Genomic DNA, 20,606 nt, shown 5'->3' with positions numbered 1-20,606 from the left:
CATGCGCATCGCCCTCTACCAGTGCCCGCCTCTGCCGCTGGACCCGGAGGCCAACCTCGTGCGCCTGCACCGCCAGGCCGCCGAGGCGGCACGGCGTGGTGCACGCCTGCTGGTGGGCCCGGAGATGTACCTGAGCGGCTACAACATCGGCCGCGAGGCGGCGCAGGAACTGGCCCAGCCCAGCGATGGACCCTGGGCGCAGCGCATCGCCGCCATCGCCCGCGAGCAAGGCATCGCCATTCTCTATGGCTACCCGGAACGGGGCACGGACGGCGCCCTGTTCAACTCGGCGCAACTGATCAACGCGCGGGGCGAGCGCCTGGGCAACTACCGCAAGACCCACCTGTTCGGCGAGCTGGACCGGGGCATGTTCAGCCCGGGCGACGCGCCCTGCCCGATCCTCGAACTGGAAGGCTGGAAGCTCGGCGTGCTGATCTGCTACGACGTGGAGTTCCCCGAGAACGTGAGGCGCCTGGCCCAGGCCGGTGCCGACCTGGTGCTGGTGCCCACCGCCAACATGGTGCCGTACGACTTCGTCTGCGACGTGCTGGTGCGCACCCGCGCCTACGAGAGCCAGTGCTACCTGGCCTACGCCAACTACTGCGGCGCCGAGGGTGCCATCCGCTACTGCGGCCTCTCCAGCCTCAACGGCCCCGACGGCGAACAGACCGCACGCGCCGGCCGCGACGAAACCCTGCTGCTGGCCGATATCGCCCACGAAGCCCTGGAAACCTCCCGCGCCGCCATCACCTACCTGCACGACCGCCGGCCGGAGTTGTACCGGCCGTAGGGCGCCGCCGAGCCCTGTTGCTCGGAAATCGACCACCCAACGAAGCGTTGCGCAGTGCAAGGCGCGCAGCCATGTACACACACCTTATCCACAGCTCCATCCACGGTTTCCGGGGACAGGTAGGGCGGGTGGAACCTGCATGGCTTGGTGATCGGACCGTCGGGTTGCACCCGACCTACAAACCCGTACCGCCCTTAGGTTGGCGTCGAACGTAGCGAGGCCCAACGGAACCAGGGCGACCCCGTTTGCTCGGAAACCGATCACCCGATGAAGCGCTACGCAGTGCAGGGCGCGCAGCCAGGTACACACAGCTTATCCACAGAACCATCCACGGCTTTCGGGGACAGCACCCGTAGGAGCGAGCTCTGCTCGCGAAGCTATTCACCGCTCCCTTGTCACCCTCGCGAAGACCATCCCACGCCATGAATGAAAGACCGCCCGGGGCAAAGGGCAGGGCCACCGGGCGGTTGAGAAAACAGACTCGAGGGGAAAGGGTCAGGTCAGCACGGCGTGGGGGCCGGTGAGGTAGTCGAGCAGGCGGAACAGCGTCGGCGCCAGGGCGCTGCAATGGGGGTAACCGTCACGGATGGCCGCGGCGCTTTCAACAGAACCGGCGAGCGCCAGGTCCTCGGGGCAGGCTTCGAGCAGCTCTTGGATGCTTTCGGGCGTGCTTTCCAGGTGGCATTGCAGGCCGATGGCGCGCTCCTGCCAGACGAAGCCCTGGTTGGCGCAGGCAGCCGAGCCATAGAGCGGGATGGAGCCGGCCGGCAGGTCGAAGGTCTCGCCGTGCCAATGCATGGCCATCAGGCGCTGGGGCAGCATGCGGCCCAGGGGCGAGTGTTCGGCCAGGGCGTGCTTCTCCATGGGCCACCAGCCGATCTCTGCCTCGCCCGGGCGCACCTGCGCTCCCAGGGCCTCAGCCAGCAGCTGGGCGCCCAGGCAAATACCCAGCACCCGCTTGCCGCCCTCGAGCGCCGCGCGGATCAGTGCCTTCTCGCCGACCAACCAGGGCAGCACGGCTTCGTCGTGGACGCTCATCGGGCCGCCCATGACGATCAGCAGCTCGAAGTCATCCAGCTGCGGCAGCGGGCATCCGGCATAGAGGTAGTGCACCCGCACCTGGGCCGAACGCAGGTCGAGCCATTGGGCGATGCGGCCGATGCCCTCGAAGGGTACGTGCTGGAGGATGGCGACGCGCATATCAGGCGGGCTCCTTGTGTTTGCCCTTGGCCAGGGCGAAGGCGCGGTTGAGGCGCTTGAGCATTTCATCGACGTTGGCGTGGCTGACCGTGAGCGCCGGGGAGAAGCGCAGGCAATCGCTGGCCAGGCCGTTGATCAGCAGGCCCTCCCCCAGCGCGGCGCGGACCACGGCATCGGCGCGCTGCTGGATCAGCGGCATGCCGATCAGCAGGCCATGACCGCGCAAGGGGCCGTGACCGTGACGGCGGGCGACGCGGGCCAGGCCTTCGCGCAGGTGCTGGGCGACCTCGCGCACCTGTTCGAGGAAGCCCGGCTCCAGCACGGTGTTGAGCACGGCGAGGCCGGCGGCGGTCATCAGCGCGTTGCCGTGGTAGGTGCCGCCCTGCTCGCCCGGTTCGAAGCAGCAGGCGTTGCCCCGGGCCAGCAGCGCGGCCAGGGGCACGCCGCCGCCCAGGCCCTTGCCGAGGGTGATGATGTCGGCGCGCACGCCGTAGAGGTCTTCGGCCAGCAAGGCGCCACAACGGCCGACGCCGGTCTGCACTTCGTCGAGGATCAGCAGCACGCCGCGCTCGCGGCACAGGCGCTCGGCGCCCTGCAGGTATTCGAGGGTGGCGGGGATGACCCCGGCCTCGCCCTGCACCGGCTCCAGCATCACCGCCACCGTGCTGTCGTCGACGACGGCGCGCAGGGCGTCGAGGTCGTTGAACGGCACCTTGGTGAAGCCGGGCACCTTGGGCTCGAAGAGGTCCTGGAAAGCCGGTTTGCCGGACGCGGACATGGTGGCGAGGGTGCGCCCGTGGAAGCTGTTGCAGGCGGTGACGATGCCGTAGGCGCCGGCCCGGTGCAGTTGGCCCCATTTGCGCGCCAGCTTGATCGCCCCCTCGTTGGCTTCGGCACCGCTGTTGAGGAAGTAGACCTGGTCGCTGCCACTGGCCTGGCACAGGCGCGAGGCGAGCTTGAGCATGCCGCGGTTGTAGAAGGCCGGGCCGGGGTTGATCAGCGCTTCGGCCTGGCGCTTGAGCGCCTCCACCACCACCCCGGGGCTGTGGCCGAGGCTGTTGACCGCCCAGCCCTGGGTGAAGTCGAGATAGGCGCGGCCGTCGGCATCCCACAGCCAGGAGCCCTGGCCACGCACGAAGACCTGGGAGGGGCGCTCGACGGTGCGCATCAGGCGCAGGCCGGCCAGGGGGTCACGCATGTTCGGGCACCTCTTCGTGACGGTATTCGATGCCCAGCAGGCGCAAGCCCTCCGGGCCCTGTTCGAGGATGCGGCGCAGCTCGCGGCGACGGCGGATGCGCAGGGCGAAGCCTTCGGCGACGGGGAAGCGCTCGCGCAGCAGGGCAGTCATTTCGACGTAGCGCGCCTGACTGACCTCCAGGTTGGCGAACAGCACGCCGTTCCGCTCCAGGGTGATCTGGTAGTCGCTCATGCGCGCATCCCCTCCAGCGGCAAGCCGTGCAGGCGTGCGTTCCAGTCCTCGACCTGGCCACTGTCCAGGCGTCGGGCAGCGCCATCGCGCCAGCGGCCGCTGAGGGCTTCGCACTGCAGCAGCTGCCGCAGCCCTTCGTGCTCCAGCGGTGAGTGGAAATAGGCACGCACCGCCTGGGCGACGCTGAGCTCGGGATAGCGGCGCTCCTGCAGTTCGAGACGATCTTCCTGGCTGACGAAGCCGGGGCGCAGCACCCGGTAGAACCAGCCGCAGCGGCCCGTGTCCTGGACGAAGCGCGGCAGTTCCTCGATGCCCCAGCGGCGGCTCAGGCGGTAGCAGGGCGAGCGCGGCTGGCTGACCTGCATCAGCGCCTGGCCCCAGCGGAACACGTCGCCGATGCACACCTGCTCTTCGGTCAGGCCGTAGGTGGAGATGTTTTCGCCGAAGGACGGCGCCTTCCAGGCGAGGTGGCGGTAGTGCTTGCGCCAGAAGCGGTAGTGCTCGGCCGGGTAGTGGTGCAGCGCGCGCTCGGGGCCGCCATGGAAGCGCGGGTCGCCCTGCTCGTCGCTGCCCAGCCCCTGGGGCCAGAGCCAGAGGCGGTGGTCCACTTCGCGCTTGTCGATTGCGCTGCTGAGGCCACCGCCGATATCTTCGGCTTTACCTATGAAAATCGCTTTTACTTCTACGCCCTGCATCACCCGCTCCAGCGCTTGAACCAGCATTTATGCTGGCTAGACTAGGGCGTTGCCGCTGCGCATGACATTTCGTTTTTTCAGCTTCATTGATAAGAAAGACTTATGGATTTTCGTCAGCTTCGCTACTTCGTCGCGCTCTATGAGGAAGGCCATGTGGGCCGCGCCGCCGAGCGCCTGAGCATTTCCCAACCGGCCCTGTCGCAGCAGGTCCGCCAACTGGAACAGGGGCTGGACGTGAGCCTGTTCCAGCGCACCGGCAAGCGCCTGCTGCCGACCCTGGCCGCACACACGCTGTACAACCATGCGCTGCCCCTGCTGGACGGCATGGAACGGGCACGGGAGGCGTTGCGCAATTTCCGTGGCCAATCGCCCCGCAGCCTGGCCATCGGCGTGCTGCAGACGGTCAACGCGAGCCTGGTGCCGCTGCTGCTGGAGCGCCTGCGCGAGGCCCAGCCGCACCTGGTGGTGCAGATCTACGAATTGTCGGGGCTGGATATCGAGCGGCGACTGCTGACCGGCAACCTGGATATCGGCATCGGCTTCCTGCCGCCGCGCCAGCCCGGGCTGCACAGCCAGCTGCTGTACGAGGACGAGTTGCAGCTGGTGATCCCCGAGGAGCATCCGCTGAAGGAGTTCCGCAAGGTGTCACTGGCCCAGGCGGCCGAGCTGCCGATGCTGTTGCTGGGCGAGGAGTTCCGCGTGCGGCAGATCTGGCAGGAGCAATTGGCGCTGATCGGCCGGCGCCCCCAGGTGCAGGCGGAGCTGAACCATATGGCAGGCATCCTCGACAGCCTGCCGCATACCCGCCTGGCCACGGTGCTGCCCGGCCGGGCTCGGCAGCTGCACGCCAACCAGGCGCTGCTGTGGAAGCCATTGAGCGAACCGCGGGTGCCGCTGAAGGTGGGGCTGGTGTTCCGCGATGCCCAGCGCCAGCAGGCGACGCTGGAGCTGCTGCAGGCGTTGCTAGAGAACCTGGTAACCCCTGCCGTGTGAAGAGGCGTGGGCCAGAAAAAGAAAAACCCCGCCGAAGCGAGGTTTTTGCAGACTTGTATCCCTGACATCCTTGATCTACCCACCATCCTGGCGGAAATCCGGCGTAGTCCGTGTTATTCAGTGCGCTTCCTGCGCTACGTCCCTATGGAGCAAAGATTAGTCCTGTACCCATGTAGGCGGAAGCAGCCAAAACCTTCAGACAATGTAAGCATTAACTTACAAATCAGTGGATTGGCGATCTGATCACAAAATGCCATCAGTTCGATAAAACACCCATTCCAGAGGCGCTACCGCTACCGAGCAAGCGATCGGTAGGTTTTGTCTTCAGAATAGCCGCTTGATAGACTCAGCATTGTCCTACAAGAACGAAGTAGCCAGCCTTTTGTGGCGGTCTTACAGGGTCATGACCATGCGCGTAGTAACGATTGCGCTTTTCTGCCTCGCTCCCTGCATCCCCCTTTCCGCCCTGGCCGGCGGCCAGACACGGCTCCCCGACCCGAAGGCGGCCGTGACCCAGGCCTTCTGGCAGCAGCTCTACCCCGGCGCGGGTACCACGCTCTATTGCGGCAAGGCCTTCAATGGCGAGAGCGGCCTGCTGGCGGCGAGCCCCGTCTACCCCACCAAGCAGATCAAGAGCGCACTGCGCTGCGTCACCGATGGCCAGTGCAAGACCGCCAACCCGCAATACCCCTTCATGCTCGCCGACCTGCACAACCTCTACCCGGAGCTGGCGCGGGTCGAGCTGGCGCGGCGCAACGCACTGTTCGGCATGGTGGGCGATGTGCCGAGCAAGTTCGGCGCCGACTGCGACCTCAAGGCCAGCTTCCAGCTGGTGGAGCCCCGCGATGCCGCCAAGGGCAACGTGGCCCGGGCGATCTTCTACATGCACATCGAGTACGGCCTGCCCATCGTCGGCCAGGTGCAGATGTTCAAGGAATGGCACCGCCTGGACCCGGTGGACGCCGAGGAGCGCGCACGCAACGATCAGATCGCCGGCCTCCAGGGCACGCGCAATCGCTTCATCGACGACCCGGGCCTGGTGGACAAGCTGATTGCGGATTGAAGTGGGCTGCCTGGCGGATGGCTTCGTCCCTGCTGGCACTCTCTCGCATCACTGCCTGAAATGAAAAAGCCCCGCATCGGCGGGGCTTTTTCGTTTGCGGGGGCCGCTTAGAACTGGGCAGCGTCCAGCAGGTACAGCGACTCGCTGCCGGCTTTCACCGAGGCGGTCAGGGAGTGGATGCGCGGCAACAGGCGGGCGAAGTAGAAACGCGCGGTACCCAGCTTGCTGGCGTAGAACTCGTCCTGGCCTTCCTTGCCCAGCGAAGCCTTGGCCATCAGTGCCCACATGTAGGCATAGGCGGTGTAGCCGAAGGCATGCAGGTACTCGACCGACGCGGCGCCGATCTCGTTGGGGTTGGACTTGGCGCTTTCCAGCAGCCAGGCGGTGAGGTCGTCGAGGTTGGCGACCGCAGCGTTCAGCGGCTCGACGAACTCGGCCAGGTCAGCGGAGGCGCTGCCGGTGAAGGCCTTGATCTCATCGGAGAAGTGCTTGTAGAACGCGCCGCCGCTGCCGACGATCTTGCGGCCGACGAGGTCCAGCGCCTGGATGCCGTTGGTGCCTTCGTAGATCTGGGTGATGCGCACGTCACGCACCAGCTGCTCCTGGCCCCATTCGCGGATGAAGCCGTGGCCGCCGAACACCTGCTGGCCGTGGACGGTGGTTTCCAGGCCGAGGTCGGTGAGGAAGGCCTTGGCCACGGGGGTAAGCAGGGCGACCATTTCTTCGGCGCGTTTGCGCACGACGGGGTCTTCGCTGAACTTGGCGGTGTCCAGCTGCATGGCGACGTAGGTGGAGAAGGCACGGCCGCCTTCGTTGGACGCCTTCATGGTCAGCAGCATGCGACGCACGTCGGGGTGCACGATGATCGGGTCGGCGGCCTTGTCCTTGGCGACCGGGCCGGTCGGCGCGCGGCTCTGGATGCGGTCGCGGGCGTATTCGACGGCGCTCTGGTAGGAACGCTCGCCGGAGGCCAGGCCCTGGATACCAACACCCAGACGCTCGTAGTTCATCATGGTGAACATGGCGGCCAGGCCCTTGTTCGGGGCGTCGACGATCCAGCCGGTGGCGCCGTCGAAGTTCATCACGCAAGTAGCGGAGGCCTTGATGCCCATCTTGTGCTCGATGGAGCCGCAGGACAGGGTGTTCTTCTCGCCCAGGGAGCCGTCGGCGTTGACCATGAACTTGGGCACCAGGAACAGCGAGATGCCTTTCGGGCCGGCAGGCGCGTCGGGCAGCTTGGCCAGGACCAGGTGGATGATGTTCTCGGTGAGGTCGTGCTCGCCGCCGGTGATGAAGATCTTGGTGCCGGTGACCTTGTAGCTGCCGTCGGCCTGGGGTTCGGCCTTGGTGCGGATGATGCCCAGGTCGGTGCCGGCGTGGGGTTCGGTCAGGCACATGGAGCCTGCCCAGACGCCCGCGTACATGTTCGGCAGGTATTTTTCCTTGAGCTCTTCGCTGGCGTGCGCGTTGATCGACAGGCAGGCACCCGCGGTGAGCATCGGGTAGAGACCGAAGGAGAGGTTGGCCGAGTTGACCATTTCCTCGACCTGGGCGGAGATCGCCTTGGGCATGCCCATGCCGCCGTAGACCGGGTCACCACCGACGCCGACCCAGCCACCTTCGGCGTAGGTCTTGTAGGCCTCGGGGAAACCGGCAGGCGTGGTGACCGCGCCGTCGCTCCACTGGCAGCCTTCTTCGTCGCCGGAGCGGTTCAGCGGGGCGATGGTGCCGCCGGTGACCTTGCCGGCCTCTTCGAGGATCGCGGATGCGGTTTCGGCATCGACGGTCTCGGCCAGGGCGGGCAGCTCGGCCCAGAGCTTGGCAACCTCGAAAACCTCGTTGAGGACGAAGCGCATATCGCGCAGGGGCGCTTTGTAGTCAGCCATGTGCAAAACCTCGCAGGAACTCTACAGGCGGCCGGAAGGGCCGGTTTCACGGAACAGGGCGGCAGTGTACCCGAACAACTTTTGAGACACATAGGGTCGTTGCGTGACCATATGTTATCGATAAGTCACAATTCGCAACCCGGATGAAAAGGGCCCGCACATGGCGGGCCCCTGGATACACCGAGATTAGACGCTTAGAGGGCGAACTGTTCCGCTGGCAGCGCCATCAGGCAGTCGCTGCCCGCCTCGACCCCGGCCTGATGGGCGGTGGTGCGGGGCAGCAGGCGCTTGAAGTAGAAGTCGAAGGTGGCGAGCTTGGTCTGGTAGTACGCCGCCTCGCTGGTGCCGGCGTCGAGCTTGGCCTGGGCGACCACGGCCATCTGCAGCCAGAACCAGGCGAGCACGATGTAGCCGGAGTACATCAGGTAATCGACGGAGGCAGCGCCCACTTCGTCGGGGTTCTTCATCGCGGCCATGCCGACCTTCTGGGTCAGCTCGCCCCACTGCTGGTTGAGCCGAGCCAGTTCGGCGGCCTGAGCCTTGAACTGCGGGTGCTCGGCCTGGGCCAGGCAGAACTTGTGCACGCGCTTGGTGAAGCCGCGCAGCAGCTTGCCCTGGCTGCCGAGCACCTTGCGGCCGAGCAGGTCGAGGGCCTGGATGCCGTTGGTGCCTTCATAGATGGGGGCGATGCGGCAGTCGCGCACCAGTTGCTCCATGCCCCACTCGCGGATGTAGCCGTGGCCGCCGAACACCTGCATGCCGAGGTTGGTGGCCTCCAGCCCGGTCTCGGTCATGAAGGCCTTGCAGATTGGGGTGAGGAAGGCCAGCAGGTCATCGGCTTCCTGGCGCTGCTCGGCTTCCTGGCTGCCGTGGGCGATGTCGAGCAGTTGCGCGGTGAAGTAGGAGAGCGCGCGGTTGCCTTCGTTGAAGGCTTTCATGGTCAGCAGCATGCGGCGCACGTCGGGGTGCACGATGATCGGGTCGGCGGCCTTTTCCGGGGCTTTCGGCCCGGTGAGCGCGCGCATCTGCAGGCGGTCGTTGGCGTAGCGCACGGCGCCCTGGTAGCTGGCCTCGCCGAGGCAGAGACCCTGCATGCCGGTGCCCAGGCGGGCGTGGTTCATCATGGTGAACATGCAGTTGAGGCCCTTGTTGGCCTCGCCGATCAGGTAGCCGGTGGCGGAGTCGAAGTTCATCACGCAGGTGGCGGAGGCCTTGATGCCCATCTTGTGCTCGATGGAGCCGCAGGAGACGGCGTTGCGCGCACCGACGGCGCCATCGGCAGCGGGCATGAACTTGGGCACGATGAACAGCGAGATGCCCTTGGTGCCGGCGGGGGCGTCGGGCAGCTTGGCGAGGACCAGGTGAACGATGTTCTCGCTCATGTCGTGCTCGCCGGCGGAGATGAAGATCTTGGTGCCGCTGACCGCGTAGCTGCCGTCGGCCTGGGGCGCGGCGCGGGTCTTGATGATGCCGAGGTCGGTGCCGCAATGGGGCTCGGTGAGGCACATGGTGCCGGTCCAGCGGCCTTCGGTCATGCGGGTCAGGTAGGTCTGTTTCTGTTCTTCGGTGCCGTGGGCGTGGATGGCCGACATGGCGCCGTGGGTGAGGCCGGGGTACATGGCCCAGGACTGGTTACTGGAGGCGACCATCTCGCTGATGATCAGGCCGAGGGAATGCGGCAGGCCCTGGCCGCCGTAGGCCGGGTCGGCGGCGAGGCCGTTCCAGCCCCCTTCCACGTACTGGGCGAAGGCTTCCTTGAAGCCCTTGGGCGTGGTGACCACGCCGTCGTTCCACTGACACTCTTCTTCGTCGCCGGAACGGTTGATGGGCGAGAGCACCTGCTCGCAGAACTTGGCACCCTCTTCGAGAATCGCCGAGACCATGTCCGGGGTGGCGTCGCTGGCGCCGATGGCGGCGTAGGTGGCCGGGAAATCGAAGACTTCGTCGATGAGGAAGCGCATGTCGCGCAGGGGGGCCTTGTACTCGGGCATGGCAGGTTCTCCGTCGGGTGAGCGCCATGGTCGGCGCCAATCATCCGACCCTACTGCTCAAGCCGCAGCCGGACAACGACGCTGCAAGCGCTGAATGCAGCGCCATAACCTGCGGTCTACGTGGCCGCCCGCTTCACCCGCACGGCACCGCGACGGTTCTGCCCGTGCAGGAACACCCGGTTGCGGCCGGCGCTCTTGGCACTGTAGAGGGCCTGGTCCGCCACCTTGATGACTTCCTCCGGCGTGCGCTGTTCGGCGTCACGCTCGGCCACGCCGATGCTGATGGTCACCGAGACGCTCTGCCCGGCACCGCCGCTGCGCTTGCTGCGGCCCTGCTCGTCGCTCTTGGGGCGGCTGTCCTTGTCGCGCAGCTGCATGCTGTAGTTCTCGATGGCTTCGCGTATCGCCTCCAGGTGCGGCTGGCACTCCTCCATGGTCTTGCCGGTGAAGACGATGGTGAATTCCTCGCCGCCGTAGCGATACGCCTTGCCGCCGCCGGTGACCTTCTTCAGGCGGCTGGCGACCATGCGCAGCACCTGGTCGCCGACATCGTGGCCGTAGGTGTCGTTGAATTTCTTGAAATGGTCGACGTCGGTCATCGCCAGCACATAGTTGCGCCCGAGGCGCTGCAGGCGCTCGTTGAGGGCGCGGCGGCCGGGCAGCCCGGTGAGTTCGTCACGGAAGGCCATCTGGTAGGCCTCGTGGGCCACCGAGGCGGTCAGCGCGAGCATCGCCAGGCTGCTCATGGCGTGCAGCGCGTGGGGCAGGACGAAGACCTTGGGCAGCATCCACCAGATGCCCAGCAGGGCCAGGAGCTGGGCAGCATGTTGCGGCCGAGGCTGGCGCACATAGATGACCGCCAGGGCGATCAAGGCGCCGACGAAGGCGAAGTAGGAAAGCTGGATCAGGCTCATCCAGGTGCCATGCAGCAACGGCCAGTACACCGAGGTCAGCGCCGGCAGCACGGACTCGGGGTAGCTGCGGCCCAGGGCGACGGCAACGCCGACCACGGCGAGCATCACCGCAGCGCGGGCGACGAAGTCCTGCAGCAGGTGGGTGCGTTCCTGCCAGCAGCCGAACAGGCCGAACAGCAGGGGCAGCAGCAGGCTGCAGAGGTGGAACACCAGGGCCGCGTCTTCACGCACTACGCGCTCGGTCTGGTAGTAGTCGACCTGGGTGTCGAGCAGGTAATAGGCGAGGTAGAGGATCAGCAGCAGGAACAGCTGGCGCAGGCGGCCGTAGGCGGCGCAGAACGAACCGCCGAGCAGCAGCAGGAGCGTGGGCAGCACGTTGAACAGCGAGACGAAGAACTCGGTCATGACCGTCAGCGAGCCCATCACGCCGCCGGCCAGGATCAGGGCCAGGGGCGGGACGAAATGACTGACGCGAAAGGACGAGAGAGACCGCACTGATGCTGATCCAGACAGGTATCGAAGGGGGTGGGCGAGCTGGCCATATGATTGCATTTCTGCAGGGGCCACGCATCCGTCTGCGCGACGAAACGCCCCTATTCGCGCCCTCTTGGCCGAGGTTGCGGGCACATTCACACGCCCATGAAAAAGCCCGCCTTGCGGCGGGCTTCTTCGTACAGCGCTAAGCCTTAGTAACCGAGGGCGAAGTCTTCTTCGGCCAGGTCCATCAGGTTGTTGGCGCCGGACAGCATGGTTTCAACATGGGTACGGGTACGCGGCAGGATGCGCTTGAAGTAGAAACGCGCGGTCTGCAGCTTGGCCTTGTAGAAGGCGGCGTCGCCTTCGCCGGCAGCGATCTTCTCGGCAGCCAGGCGAGCGATGTCGGCCCAGAAGTAAGCCAGGCAGGCGTAACCGGAGTACATCAGGTAGTCCACGGAAGCGGCGCCGACTTCTTCGCGATCTTTCATCGCAGCCATGCCGACCTTCATGGTGATGTCGCCCCACTCCTTGTTCAGCTTGGCCAGCGGCTCGACGAATTCCTTGACGGCTTCGTTGCCTTCGTTGGCCTGGCAGAACTTGTGCACGATCTTGGTGAAGCCCTTCAGCGCTTCGCCCTGGGTCATGAGGATCTTGCGACCCAGCAGGTCCAGAGCCTGGATGCCGGTGGTGCCTTCGTACAGCATGGAGATGCGGCTGTCGCGAACGTTCTGCTCCATGCCCCACTCGGCGATGAAGCCGTGGCCGCCATAGATCTGTACGCCGTGGTTGGCCGACTCGAAGCCGACTTCGGTCATGAACGCCTTGGCGATCGGGGTCAGGAAGGCCAGCAGCGCGTCGGCGGCTTTCTTCTCTTCCTCGTTCTGGCTGTATTTGACGATGTCGACCTGCTTGGCGGTGAAGTACACCATCGCGCGGTTGCCTTCGGCGAAGGCTTTCATGGTCAGCAGCATGCGGCGCACGTCCGGGTGGACGATGATCGGGTCAGCGGGCTTCTCGGGCGCTTTCGGGCCGGTCAGAGCACGCATCTGCAGACGCTCGCGAGCGTATTTCAGGCCACCCTGGAAACCGATTTCGGCGTGGGCCAGGCCTTGCAGCGCGGTACCCAGGCGAGCGGTGTTCATGAAGGTGAACATGCAGTTCAGGCCTTTGTTCGCCGGGCCGATCAGGAAACCGGTAGCGCCGTCGAAGTTCATCACGCAGGTGGCGTTGCCGTGGATGCCCATCTTGTGTTCGAGGGAACCGCACGCAACGGCGTTGCGCTCGCCCACGCCGCCTTCGGCAGTCGGCATGAACTTCGGCACGATGAACAGGGAAATGCCTTTGGTGCCGGCCGGTGCATCGGGCAGGCGGGCCAGGACGATATGGACGATGTTGTCGGCCATGTCGTGCTCACCGGCGGAGATGAAGATCTTGGTGCCGGTGACTTTGTAGGAACCATCAGCCTGGGGCTCGGCCTTGGTGCGCAGCATGCCCAGGTCGGTACCGCAGTGCGGTTCGGTCAGGCACATGGTGCCGGTCCACTCGCCGGATACCAGCTTGGTCAGGTAGGTGTGTTTCTGGTCGTCGGTGCCGTGGGCGGACAGGGTGTTCATCGCGCCGTGGGACAGGCCGGGGTACATGCCCCAGGACCAGTTGGCTTCGCCGACCATTTCGCTGATGGCCAGGCCGAGCGACTCGGGCAGGCCTTGGCCGCCGTGGTCGACGTCATGGGCCAGGCTCGGCCAGCCGCCTTCGACGAACTGCTTGTAGGCTTCCTTGAAGCCGGTCGGGGTCTTCACGCCGGACTCGCTCCAGGTGCAACCCTCGATGTCACCCACGCGGTTCAGCGGAGCGATCACCTGCTCACAGAACTTCGCACCTTCCTCGAGAATGGCGTCAACCATGTCCGGGGTGGCGTCCTGGCAGCCAGGCAGGCTCTGATAGTGCGCTTCGTAGCCGAGCAGCTCGTCACGTACGAAACGGATATCACGCAAGGGGGCCTTGTAATCAGGCATAGCAGTAAACCTCTACGGTGGGTTCCTAGTTAAGGTGACCGGCACATCGGTCGCTTACAACATCACGGTAGTCGCTGTGGGCTGCGCGGAAGCCGCCCGACAATCAAACAGGTGTTTGAAACATACGTTTACGCCAATCCCTTGTCAAGCATCCGCCCATCGGCGCTCAGGCGCGGATGTCGAGCAGGGGGCCGAGGGCGCTGGGGCTGGCGACCTGAAGGTAGATACCCAGATCCTGATTGGCCGCAGGAGAGGCCGAAGAAGACGACTCGTCCTCCGATTTGGCACGGGCGGCGGCCTTGCTCGCGGCCTCCTCGGAAGCCTCTTCGCGACGCAACTGGGCCAGTTCGACCAGCGCCTGCCCGGCCTGGGCAGCGGCTTCGGCGGCGACGCGGCGGTCCTGGGCCGATGGATCGGCCGGCGCCAGCGCTGCACGCTGCACCACCGCCATCTTGCGCAGGGTGGCGGCGGGGTCACCCGCCACGGCACTCACGTCGATGCCGACTTCGCCACCCGTGGCATAGGACTGGCCATCGGGGCCACGCTTGAAACTGTAGCTGGGGGAACCGGCATAGGCGGCGCCTACCGCGGCATGGGCCTGCTCGTGGGCACGCACTTCGCGGTCCCGGGCGGCCAGTTCGGCGATTTCCTGCAGGTCCTGCTGTTCCTGCTGCCGGGTCGCACGTGCAGAGGCGGCGCTCTCGCCGTCACGCACGGTTGAGCGGGGGTCCGAGGAAAGCGCCTGATCAGCGGCAGCCGATGGAGAACGCAGAGAAGAGGAGGAATCGGCTGCAGCGGCACTCAGCGAACCGCGCGAAGACGGCGACGCCAGTGTGGGCGAGGGGAGATATGCAGCACTGCCGATCCGCATGGGGCCCTCCCTGCCCGCGCCAGACCACCGGCCGCTAACGCAGTCGGGATGCCCTCAGTCAGGCGTGGGTGTCGATCAGGGTTCCGAGTACATCGTCAGCGGTCTTGATCACCTGGGCCCCGGCTTCCGCCTGGAACTTGCCGACGTTGAGGTCCACCAGGTTGCTCGCCTGGTCGGTACCGTTGAATTCCTGCACGCGAGCGCTGGGGGCCTGCTGGTTGCGCTGCACGGACGAGCCGGCGATATCCGCACCGGCCTGGTCGATACGACGCTGGCCAGACTGCAGAGCACTCAATCCTGCGCTGAAGGCACTACCGGAGATTTCCATCGCCAACCCCGAAACAAGAAATTAACGCTGTAATTGAAGCAGAAAACGCCTAAAAAACGTACAAACAAAAGGCTATCAGCCTCTGTTTGCTTATAGCTCAAGCGGGGCGAGGTCCAGCCAGGCGGCCACCGCAGCGGGTGTCGGGGCGTCGAGACGCGGGATACGGCCCAGGCAAGGGGCCGGAAGACGCTCTGCCAGGGTGGCGAGGTTCTCTTCCAGGCGCGAGGTGTTCGGGTCCACCAGGTTGGCCACCCAGCCGGCGAGCGGCAGTCCATCCCGCAGGATCGCCTCGGCGCTGAGCAGTGCGTGGTTGATGCAGCCCAGGCGTACGCCGACCACGAGGATCACCGGTAGGCCCAGGGCAATCGGCAGGTCGGACAGGTTGGCCCGGTCCGCCAGCGGCACCCGCCAGCCCCCCGCCCCTTCCACCAGGGTGAAATCGGCGCCTTTGTCGAGAATCCGCCGCACGGGAGCCGAGAGCGCGGCCAGGTTCAGCTCGACACCGGCTTCGCGGGCAGCCAGGTGCGGGGCGATGGCGGGCTCGAAGGCCAGCGGGTTGACCTCCCCATAGGCCAGCGGCAGCGAGCACTCCCCCAGCAGCGCCAGGGCGTCTTCGTTGCGCAGGCCCTCGGCGGTGACCAGGCAACCGGACGCCACCGGCTTGCTCGCCGCCGTGGACAGCCCGGCCCGACGTGCCGCATGCAGCAGGCCGGCAGCCACCGTGGTCTTGCCGATCTCGGTGTCGGTACCGGCGATGAAGAAGGCAGCAGCCATTCAGGAATCCTTGCGCAAGAGGCCGTGGACGACCTGATAGGTGACGGGCAGGCCGGCGTCATCGCGGCGACGCTCGTAGGCGTCGATCAAGGCGAGCATGCGCGCCCGGCCGGTCAGGCCACCCGGGCGACCGGGGTTGAGATTGTGCGCACCCAGCGCCTTGAGTTCATGGGTCAGGCTGCGCAGGTCGGGGAAATGCAGGGTTCGCGGGCGACGTTCGAGCTGCAACGGAGTCAGTCCGCTTGCGCCGCAAAGCGCCTGGTAGCGCTGGAACTCGCGGAAGCGGTTGACGTGGACGAAGCCGTCCACCTCCTGCCAGCTGTCGCGCAGCTCCTGCAGGGTGCCGACACAGAGGCTGCTGAACACCAGCAGTCCACCCGGGCGCAACACCCGCCGCGCCTCGGCCAGCACCGCCGCGAAATCGCCGCACCACTGCACCGCCAGGCTGCTGAACACCAGGTCCAGGCAGCCATCGGCCAGCGGCAGGCGCTCGGCGTCGCCCGCCGCGAAATACCGCGCGCCCCCCAGAGGTTGCGCGTGCTGCAGCATGCCTTCGGCGATATCCATCGCCAGGCCGGACGAAGCCGGGAAACGCTCCGCCAGCAGCCGTGAGAAGTACCCGGTGCCGCAGCCCAGGTCGAGCCAGCGCTCAGGAGCGAAGGGCTCGGGCAGGCTGTCGAGCAGGGCACCGCCGACGGCGCGCTGCAGCTCGGCAACGCTGTCATAGCTGGCCGCTGCGCGGGAGAAGGAAGCCGCTACCTGGCGCTTGTCCGGCAGGGGCGAAGCATCTTGGGAGGCGCAGGGCAGAGGCAGGGCAACGGATTCAGACATCTTCACCTTCGAACATGAACGCCAGCATCGCCTCGGCGACCGCATCCGGGCACTCCACCGGCAGGCCGTGGCTGGCCTCGCGGATGATCGACGCTTCCACGTCCGGCAACCAATCCAGCAGTGCCTGGCAGGCGGTTGCGGGCACCAACGCATCGCGGCCGGCGAACAGGTGCAGCTGGGGGCCGCTGTAGGCACGCAGGGCGCCACGGGTATCCAGCCCAGCCAGCAGTTGCAGGCCGGCTTCCAGCACCTCGGGCTGCGTCGACGGCTGGGTGACCTGCAGTTGCCGCGCCAGGGTGCGCGGGTCCTTGGCGCCCTGGCTCACCAGCATGCGGAAGCGCTTGAGGGTCAGCGCAGGGTCAAGGCCGAAGGCTTCATGGAAGGCGGCGAAGACCTCGCCAGGCATGGCGCTCGGCCAATCTTCGCGGGCACGGAAACACAGGTTGCTGGCCAGCCCGATGAGCCCGCGGCAGGACGCGTCCCGTCGCGCCGCCAACTGCGCGGCCAGCATGCCGCCCAGGGACCAGCCCGCCAGCCAGCAGTCGCTCGGCAGGCGCGCATCGAGTTCGTCGAGCCAGGCTTCCGGCTGCGCCAGGTCGGGCAGTGCTTCGATCTCGATGTTCAGGTGCGGCGCACGCTCGGACAGGGCATCGCGCAGCGGCTCCAGGGCCGCCGGGCCCAGCGCCCAGCCGGGCAGCAGGATCAGTCGATCACGCATCGGGGTTTCCTTCCTTAGCCAGAATGTTCCAGCTTTCGGACAACGCCAGGAGCAACAGTTCCAGCTGGGCCTCGCTGTGGGAGGCACTGAAGGTCACCCGCAGGCGCGCACTGCCGGCCGGAACCGTAGGCGGGCGGATGGCGCCGACGAGAATGCCGCGCTCGCGCAGCAGTGCCGCGAGCCTCATGGCCCGGGCGCTGTCGCCGACGAGGATCGGCTGGATCGGCGTCGGGCTGTCCATCAGCGTCAGGCCGATCTCGGCGGCGCCCTCGCGGAAGCGCTGGATCAACCGGTTCAGGTGCTCGCGGCGCGAGCTCTCCTTCTGCAGCAGCTCGAGGCTCTTGAGCGTGGCGCAGGCCACGGCGGGCGGCTGGCTGGTGGTGTAGATGTAGGGACGGGCGAACTGCACCAGCGTCTCGATCAGCTCCTCGCTGCCGGCAACGAAGGCACCGGCGGTGCCGAAGGCCTTGCCCAGGGTGCCCACCAGCACGGGCACGTCGTCCAGGCCCAGGCCGAAGTGCTCGACGATGCCGCCGCCAGTGGCGCCCAGGGGACCGAAGCCGTGAGCGTCGTCGACCATCACCCAGGCGCCCTTCTCCCGGGCCTTGGCGCAGAGCGCGGGCAGGTCGGCGAGGTCGCCGTCCATGCTGAACACACCGTCGGTGACCACCAGGGTGTCGCCTTCGGCCTTGTCCAGGCGCGAAGCCAGGCTGGCCGCATCGTTGTGCAGGTAACGGGAAAAACGCGCACCGGAGAGCAGGCCCGCGTCCAGCAGGGAAGCGTGGTTGAGGCGGTCCTCCAGCACGCTATCGCCCTTGCCCACCAGGGCAGTGACGGCGCCCAGGTTGGCCATGTAGCCGGTGGAGAACAGCAGTGCGCGCGGCCGACCGGTGAACTCGGCCAGGGCCAGCTCCAGTTCGTGGTGCGGCCCGCTGTGGCCGATCACCAGGTGCGAGGCACCCCCACCGGCGCCCCAGCGCTCGGCACCGGCACGCAACGCGGCAATCACCTCGGGGTGGTTGGCCAGGCCCAGGTAGTCGTTGGAACAGAAGGCGAGCATCGCCCGGCCATCCACCACCGCCTCGGGCCCCTGGGGGCTTTCCAGCAGGGGGCGCTGGCGGTAAAGGTCGGCGGCGCGGCGCTCGGCGAGTCGGGAAGCGAGATCGAAGGGCATAACGTCAGTTCCAAGCGGCAAGCCTCAAGCTGCAAGCAGAAACCGGAAGCGCACTCCGGCTTGGGGCTTGCAGCTTGTGGCTTGGAGCTGCCTTAAACAGCAGCGTTATAGAAGAGCTTGGAGTCTCTCTGCTCCACCAGCGCCTGTTCGATGGCGGCCTGGTGCACTTCGTCGGCGTGTTCTTCGCGCTCTTCCGGCTTGATGCCGAGACGGGCGAAGAGCTGCATGTCCTTGTCCGCTTGCGGGTTGGCGGTGGTCAGCAGTTTTTCGCCGTAGAAGATGGAGTTGGCGCCGGCCATGAAGGCCAGGGCCTGCATCTGCTCGTTCATCTGCTCACGGCCGGCGGAGAGGCGTACATGGGACTTCGGCATCATGATGCGCGCCACGGCCAGGGTGCGGATGAAGTCGAACGGGTCGACGTCCTTCTCCTCCGCCAGCGGCGTGCCCTTGACCTTGACCAGCATGTTGATCGGCACCGACTCCGGGTGCTCCGGCAGGTTGGCCAGCTGGATCAGCAGGCCGGCGCGGTCGTCCACCGACTCGCCCATGCCGAGGATGCCGCCGGAACAGATCTTCATCCCCGCCTCGCGCACGTAGGCCAGGGTCTGCAGGCGCTCGCTGTAGGTGCGGGTGGTGATGATGTTGCCGTAGAACTCCGGCGAGGTATCGAGGTTGTGGTTGTAGTAGTCCAGCCCGGCATCGGCCAGCGCCTGGGTCTGCTCCTGGTCGAGGCGGCCGAGGGTCATGCAGGTCTCGAGGCCGAGCTTCTTCACGCCCTTCACCATCTCCAGCACGTAGGGCATGTCCTTGGCGGAGGGGTGCTTCCAGGCGGCGCCCATGCAGAAGCGAGTGGAGCCGATGGCCTTGGCCTCGGCAGCGGCCTGCAGGACCTTCTGCACCTCCATCAGCTTTTCCTTGTCCAGGCCGGTGTTGTAGTGGCCGGACTGGGGGCAGTACTTGCAGTCTTCGGGGCAGGCGCCGGTCTTGATAGACAGCAGGGTGGATACCTGCACGCGATTCGGGTCGAATTGGCTGCGGTGCACGGTCTGCGCCTGGAACAGCAGGTCATTGAAGGGTTGCTCGAACAGCGCCCGCACTTCGGCGAGGGACCAGTCGTGGCGGGTGGAGATGGCTGCGGTTGCACTCATGGGAGCTTCCTTCGACGCGTGGATCGCGCCTCTTGTAAGGGGAAATCCCGACGGCGAGCGCGGGAATTCAGGCTGATGGGCATCTTGATTTTGGGGTATGACGCTGTCAACCAAAAACTCGACACAGGTTTACATCTGGTTATTTATTAACCACAAAGAACCCTTGGCTGCCGTTTGGATCAAAGACCCTGACGGTCCTGAACGCATAAGGAATGAGCATGGGTAACGACGGTTTCTTCAGTTGGCTGGGCGAGGCGATCGGCAAGGTGATCCGCTTCATCGTCGACCTCCTTTCCACCGTCCTCGGCGGCGTCTGGGCGGCCATGGACGACTTTCTCCACGGCCTCGCGCGGGCCATCGGCATGGATGTGTCGATCTTCAGCTTCGTCGTACTCATTCTCGGCCTGCTCCTGCTGTTCAGCGGCGTACGCGCACTGCTGCGAAAGGGCATCATCAGCGGCCTGATCCTCATCTTCCTCGGCCTGGTCGTCATGAGCTGGCTGATTCACTGACCTCGCCCTTGGAGGGGCGCCATGGACAGGATCGTCCACCTGCTGCGCCACCTCGCCACCCCATCCCCAACCTGCGCGCTATGCGGCGCGCGGGCGAGCAGCGGCACCTTGCCCATCTGCCCCGGCTGCACAGGCGACCTGCCCTGGCTGGACGGCTGCTGCAGCGTCTGCGCCCTGCCCCTCCCCGCCCACGGCCTGGTGTGTGGCGAATGCCTGAAGCGCCCACCCGCCTTCGATGCCGCCCATATCGCCTGGCGCTATGACTTCCCGGTAGACAGCCTCATCACCCGCTTCAAGCACCAGGCCCAATGGCCCTTTGGGCGCCTGCTGGCGGAGCTGCTAGCCAACCACCTGCAACGGACCCAGGCCGCAGGTGAACCGCGCCCCGACGCCCTGCTCGCCGTGCCGCTGGCCGCCCGGCGCCAACGCCAGCGCGGCTTCAACCAGGCGCAGATGCTCGCCGACTGGCTTGGCCGTCAACTGCGCCTGCCCGTGCACGACGACTGGCTGCTCCGCGCCCTCGAAACCCCCGCCCAGCAAGGCCTGGACGCCGCCACCCGCAAGCGCAACCTGCGCGGTGCCTTCCAGCTCGCCAGGCACGCTGCCCCCAGCGGGCTGCACCTGGCCCTGGTGGATGACGTGCTGACCACCGGCACCACCGCGCAATACCTCGCCCAGTTGCTGAAACGCGCCGGCGCCGCGCGGGTCGACATCTATTGCCTGGCCCGCACGCCCAAACCCGGCAGCACGCCCTGAGTGCTTGACTGAAGCGTCAGACTCACTCAGCCTGCTGCGC

General features: G+C 66.4%; 20 protein-coding genes. 5 read left to right on the top strand and 15 right to left on the bottom strand.

Annotated features, from left to right (window positions below; all coding sequences use genetic code 11):
- Window position 1: 1 nt before the first annotated feature.
- The gene (locus tag OEJ36_RS18830) at window positions 2–790 is read left to right on the top strand and encodes a carbon-nitrogen hydrolase family protein (protein WP_263402811.1); all 789 of its coding nucleotides are present in this window, start codon (window positions 2–4) and stop codon (window positions 788–790) included.
- 495 nt (window positions 791–1,285) lie between these two features.
- Here the strand turns inward: OEJ36_RS18830 and OEJ36_RS18825 are convergent, their stop codons facing one another.
- From OEJ36_RS18825 to OEJ36_RS18810, 4 genes are read right to left on the bottom strand one after another with little or no spacing between them, the layout of a single operon-like run.
- Entirely contained in the window at window positions 1,286–1,990 is a 705-nt protein-coding gene (locus OEJ36_RS18825; RefSeq protein ID WP_263402810.1) for a type 1 glutamine amidotransferase, read from the bottom strand.
- A 1-nt stretch (window position 1,991) separates the two neighbouring features.
- Window positions 1,992–3,188 (bottom strand): acetylornithine transaminase, encoded by a 1,197-nt coding sequence (locus tag OEJ36_RS18820; RefSeq protein WP_263402809.1) that lies wholly within the window; start codon window positions 3,186–3,188, stop codon window positions 1,992–1,994.
- On the bottom strand, window positions 3,181–3,420 hold the full coding sequence (locus tag OEJ36_RS18815) for a hypothetical protein (RefSeq protein ID WP_263402808.1): 240 nt from the start codon (window positions 3,418–3,420) through the stop codon (window positions 3,181–3,183). The genes OEJ36_RS18820 and OEJ36_RS18815 overlap by 8 nt, the downstream gene beginning before the upstream one ends.
- Window positions 3,417–4,115 carry an MOSC domain-containing protein gene (locus OEJ36_RS18810; protein ID WP_263402890.1) on the bottom strand — a complete coding sequence of 233 codons (699 nt, stop codon included), beginning with the start codon at window positions 4,113–4,115 and terminating at the stop codon, window positions 3,417–3,419. Before OEJ36_RS18810 ends, OEJ36_RS18815 begins: the two co-directional genes overlap by 4 nt.
- Window positions 4,116–4,217: 102 nt before the next feature.
- On the opposite strand from OEJ36_RS18810, the gene OEJ36_RS18805 reads away from it, so the two are divergent.
- Together OEJ36_RS18805 and OEJ36_RS18800 are read left to right on the top strand one after the other, a co-directional pair.
- Window positions 4,218–5,108: a LysR family transcriptional regulator gene (locus OEJ36_RS18805; RefSeq protein WP_263402807.1), complete on the top strand. Its 891-nt coding sequence runs from the start codon at window positions 4,218–4,220 to the stop codon at window positions 5,106–5,108.
- Between the two features lie 409 nt (window positions 5,109–5,517).
- Entirely contained in the window at window positions 5,518–6,171 is a 654-nt protein-coding gene (locus OEJ36_RS18800; protein WP_411861032.1) for an endonuclease I family protein, read from the top strand.
- Window positions 6,172–6,278: 107 nt separating this feature from the next.
- Here OEJ36_RS18800 and OEJ36_RS18795 read toward each other — a convergent pair whose 3' ends face one another.
- The 11 genes from OEJ36_RS18795 to bioB form a co-directional block, all read right to left on the bottom strand.
- Window positions 6,279–8,057: an acyl-CoA dehydrogenase C-terminal domain-containing protein gene (locus OEJ36_RS18795; RefSeq protein ID WP_263402805.1), complete on the bottom strand. Its 1,779-nt coding sequence runs from the start codon at window positions 8,055–8,057 to the stop codon at window positions 6,279–6,281.
- Window positions 8,058–8,251: 194 nt separating this feature from the next.
- Window positions 8,252–10,048, bottom strand: coding sequence for an acyl-CoA dehydrogenase C-terminal domain-containing protein (locus OEJ36_RS18790; RefSeq protein ID WP_263402804.1), 1,797 nt, complete (start codon window positions 10,046–10,048; stop codon window positions 8,252–8,254).
- Window positions 10,049–10,164: 116 nt separating this feature from the next.
- Window positions 10,165–11,457, bottom strand: coding sequence for a sensor domain-containing diguanylate cyclase (locus OEJ36_RS18785; RefSeq protein ID WP_263402803.1), 1,293 nt, complete (start codon window positions 11,455–11,457; stop codon window positions 10,165–10,167).
- Between the two features lie 191 nt (window positions 11,458–11,648).
- Window positions 11,649–13,454, bottom strand: coding sequence for a phenylacyl-CoA dehydrogenase (locus tag OEJ36_RS18780; RefSeq protein ID WP_043245753.1), 1,806 nt, complete (start codon window positions 13,452–13,454; stop codon window positions 11,649–11,651).
- A 166-nt stretch (window positions 13,455–13,620) separates the two neighbouring features.
- Window positions 13,621–14,169, bottom strand: a complete 549-nt coding sequence (locus tag OEJ36_RS18775; protein WP_263402802.1) for a putative metalloprotease CJM1_0395 family protein — start codon at window positions 14,167–14,169, stop codon at window positions 13,621–13,623.
- 214 nt (window positions 14,170–14,383) lie between these two features.
- Window positions 14,384–14,653 (bottom strand): hypothetical protein, encoded by a 270-nt coding sequence (locus OEJ36_RS18770; RefSeq protein WP_043245751.1) that lies wholly within the window; start codon window positions 14,651–14,653, stop codon window positions 14,384–14,386.
- Window positions 14,654–14,743: 90 nt separating this feature from the next.
- Window positions 14,744–15,427 (bottom strand): dethiobiotin synthase, encoded by a 684-nt coding sequence (gene bioD / locus OEJ36_RS18765; RefSeq protein WP_263402801.1) that lies wholly within the window; start codon window positions 15,425–15,427, stop codon window positions 14,744–14,746.
- Window positions 15,428–16,258, bottom strand: a complete 831-nt coding sequence (gene bioC, locus OEJ36_RS18760) for a malonyl-ACP O-methyltransferase BioC (RefSeq protein ID WP_263402800.1) — start codon at window positions 16,256–16,258, stop codon at window positions 15,428–15,430.
- On the bottom strand, window positions 16,251–16,976 hold the full coding sequence (locus OEJ36_RS18755; protein ID WP_263402799.1) for an alpha/beta fold hydrolase: 726 nt from the start codon (window positions 16,974–16,976) through the stop codon (window positions 16,251–16,253). The genes bioC and OEJ36_RS18755 overlap by 8 nt, the downstream gene beginning before the upstream one ends.
- Window positions 16,969–18,150: an 8-amino-7-oxononanoate synthase gene (bioF, locus tag OEJ36_RS18750; RefSeq protein ID WP_263402798.1), complete on the bottom strand. Its 1,182-nt coding sequence runs from the start codon at window positions 18,148–18,150 to the stop codon at window positions 16,969–16,971. Before bioF ends, OEJ36_RS18755 begins: the two co-directional genes overlap by 8 nt.
- Before the next feature lie 92 nt (window positions 18,151–18,242).
- On the bottom strand, window positions 18,243–19,298 hold the full coding sequence (gene bioB / locus OEJ36_RS18745; protein ID WP_263402797.1) for a biotin synthase BioB: 1,056 nt from the start codon (window positions 19,296–19,298) through the stop codon (window positions 18,243–18,245).
- A gap of 218 nt (window positions 19,299–19,516) precedes the next feature.
- Here bioB and OEJ36_RS18740 point away from each other — a divergent pair, with 218 nt between their 5' ends.
- Window positions 19,517–19,810, top strand: coding sequence for a hypothetical protein (locus OEJ36_RS18740; RefSeq protein ID WP_021222751.1), 294 nt, complete (start codon window positions 19,517–19,519; stop codon window positions 19,808–19,810).
- Between the two features lie 21 nt (window positions 19,811–19,831).
- Entirely contained in the window at window positions 19,832–20,566 is a 735-nt protein-coding gene (locus OEJ36_RS18735) for a ComF family protein (RefSeq protein WP_263402796.1), read from the top strand.
- The last annotated feature ends 40 nt before the right edge of the window (window positions 20,567–20,606 follow it).

Origin of the sequence: Pseudomonas sp. PDM13 (genome assembly GCF_025685765.1) — a bacterium.
In the GTDB taxonomy this organism is placed as follows: Bacteria; Pseudomonadota; Gammaproteobacteria; order Pseudomonadales; family Pseudomonadaceae; genus Metapseudomonas; species Metapseudomonas solani.
Note: the sequence above shows the minus strand (reverse complement) of the source record. Positions and strands in the feature narration are given on the sequence as shown.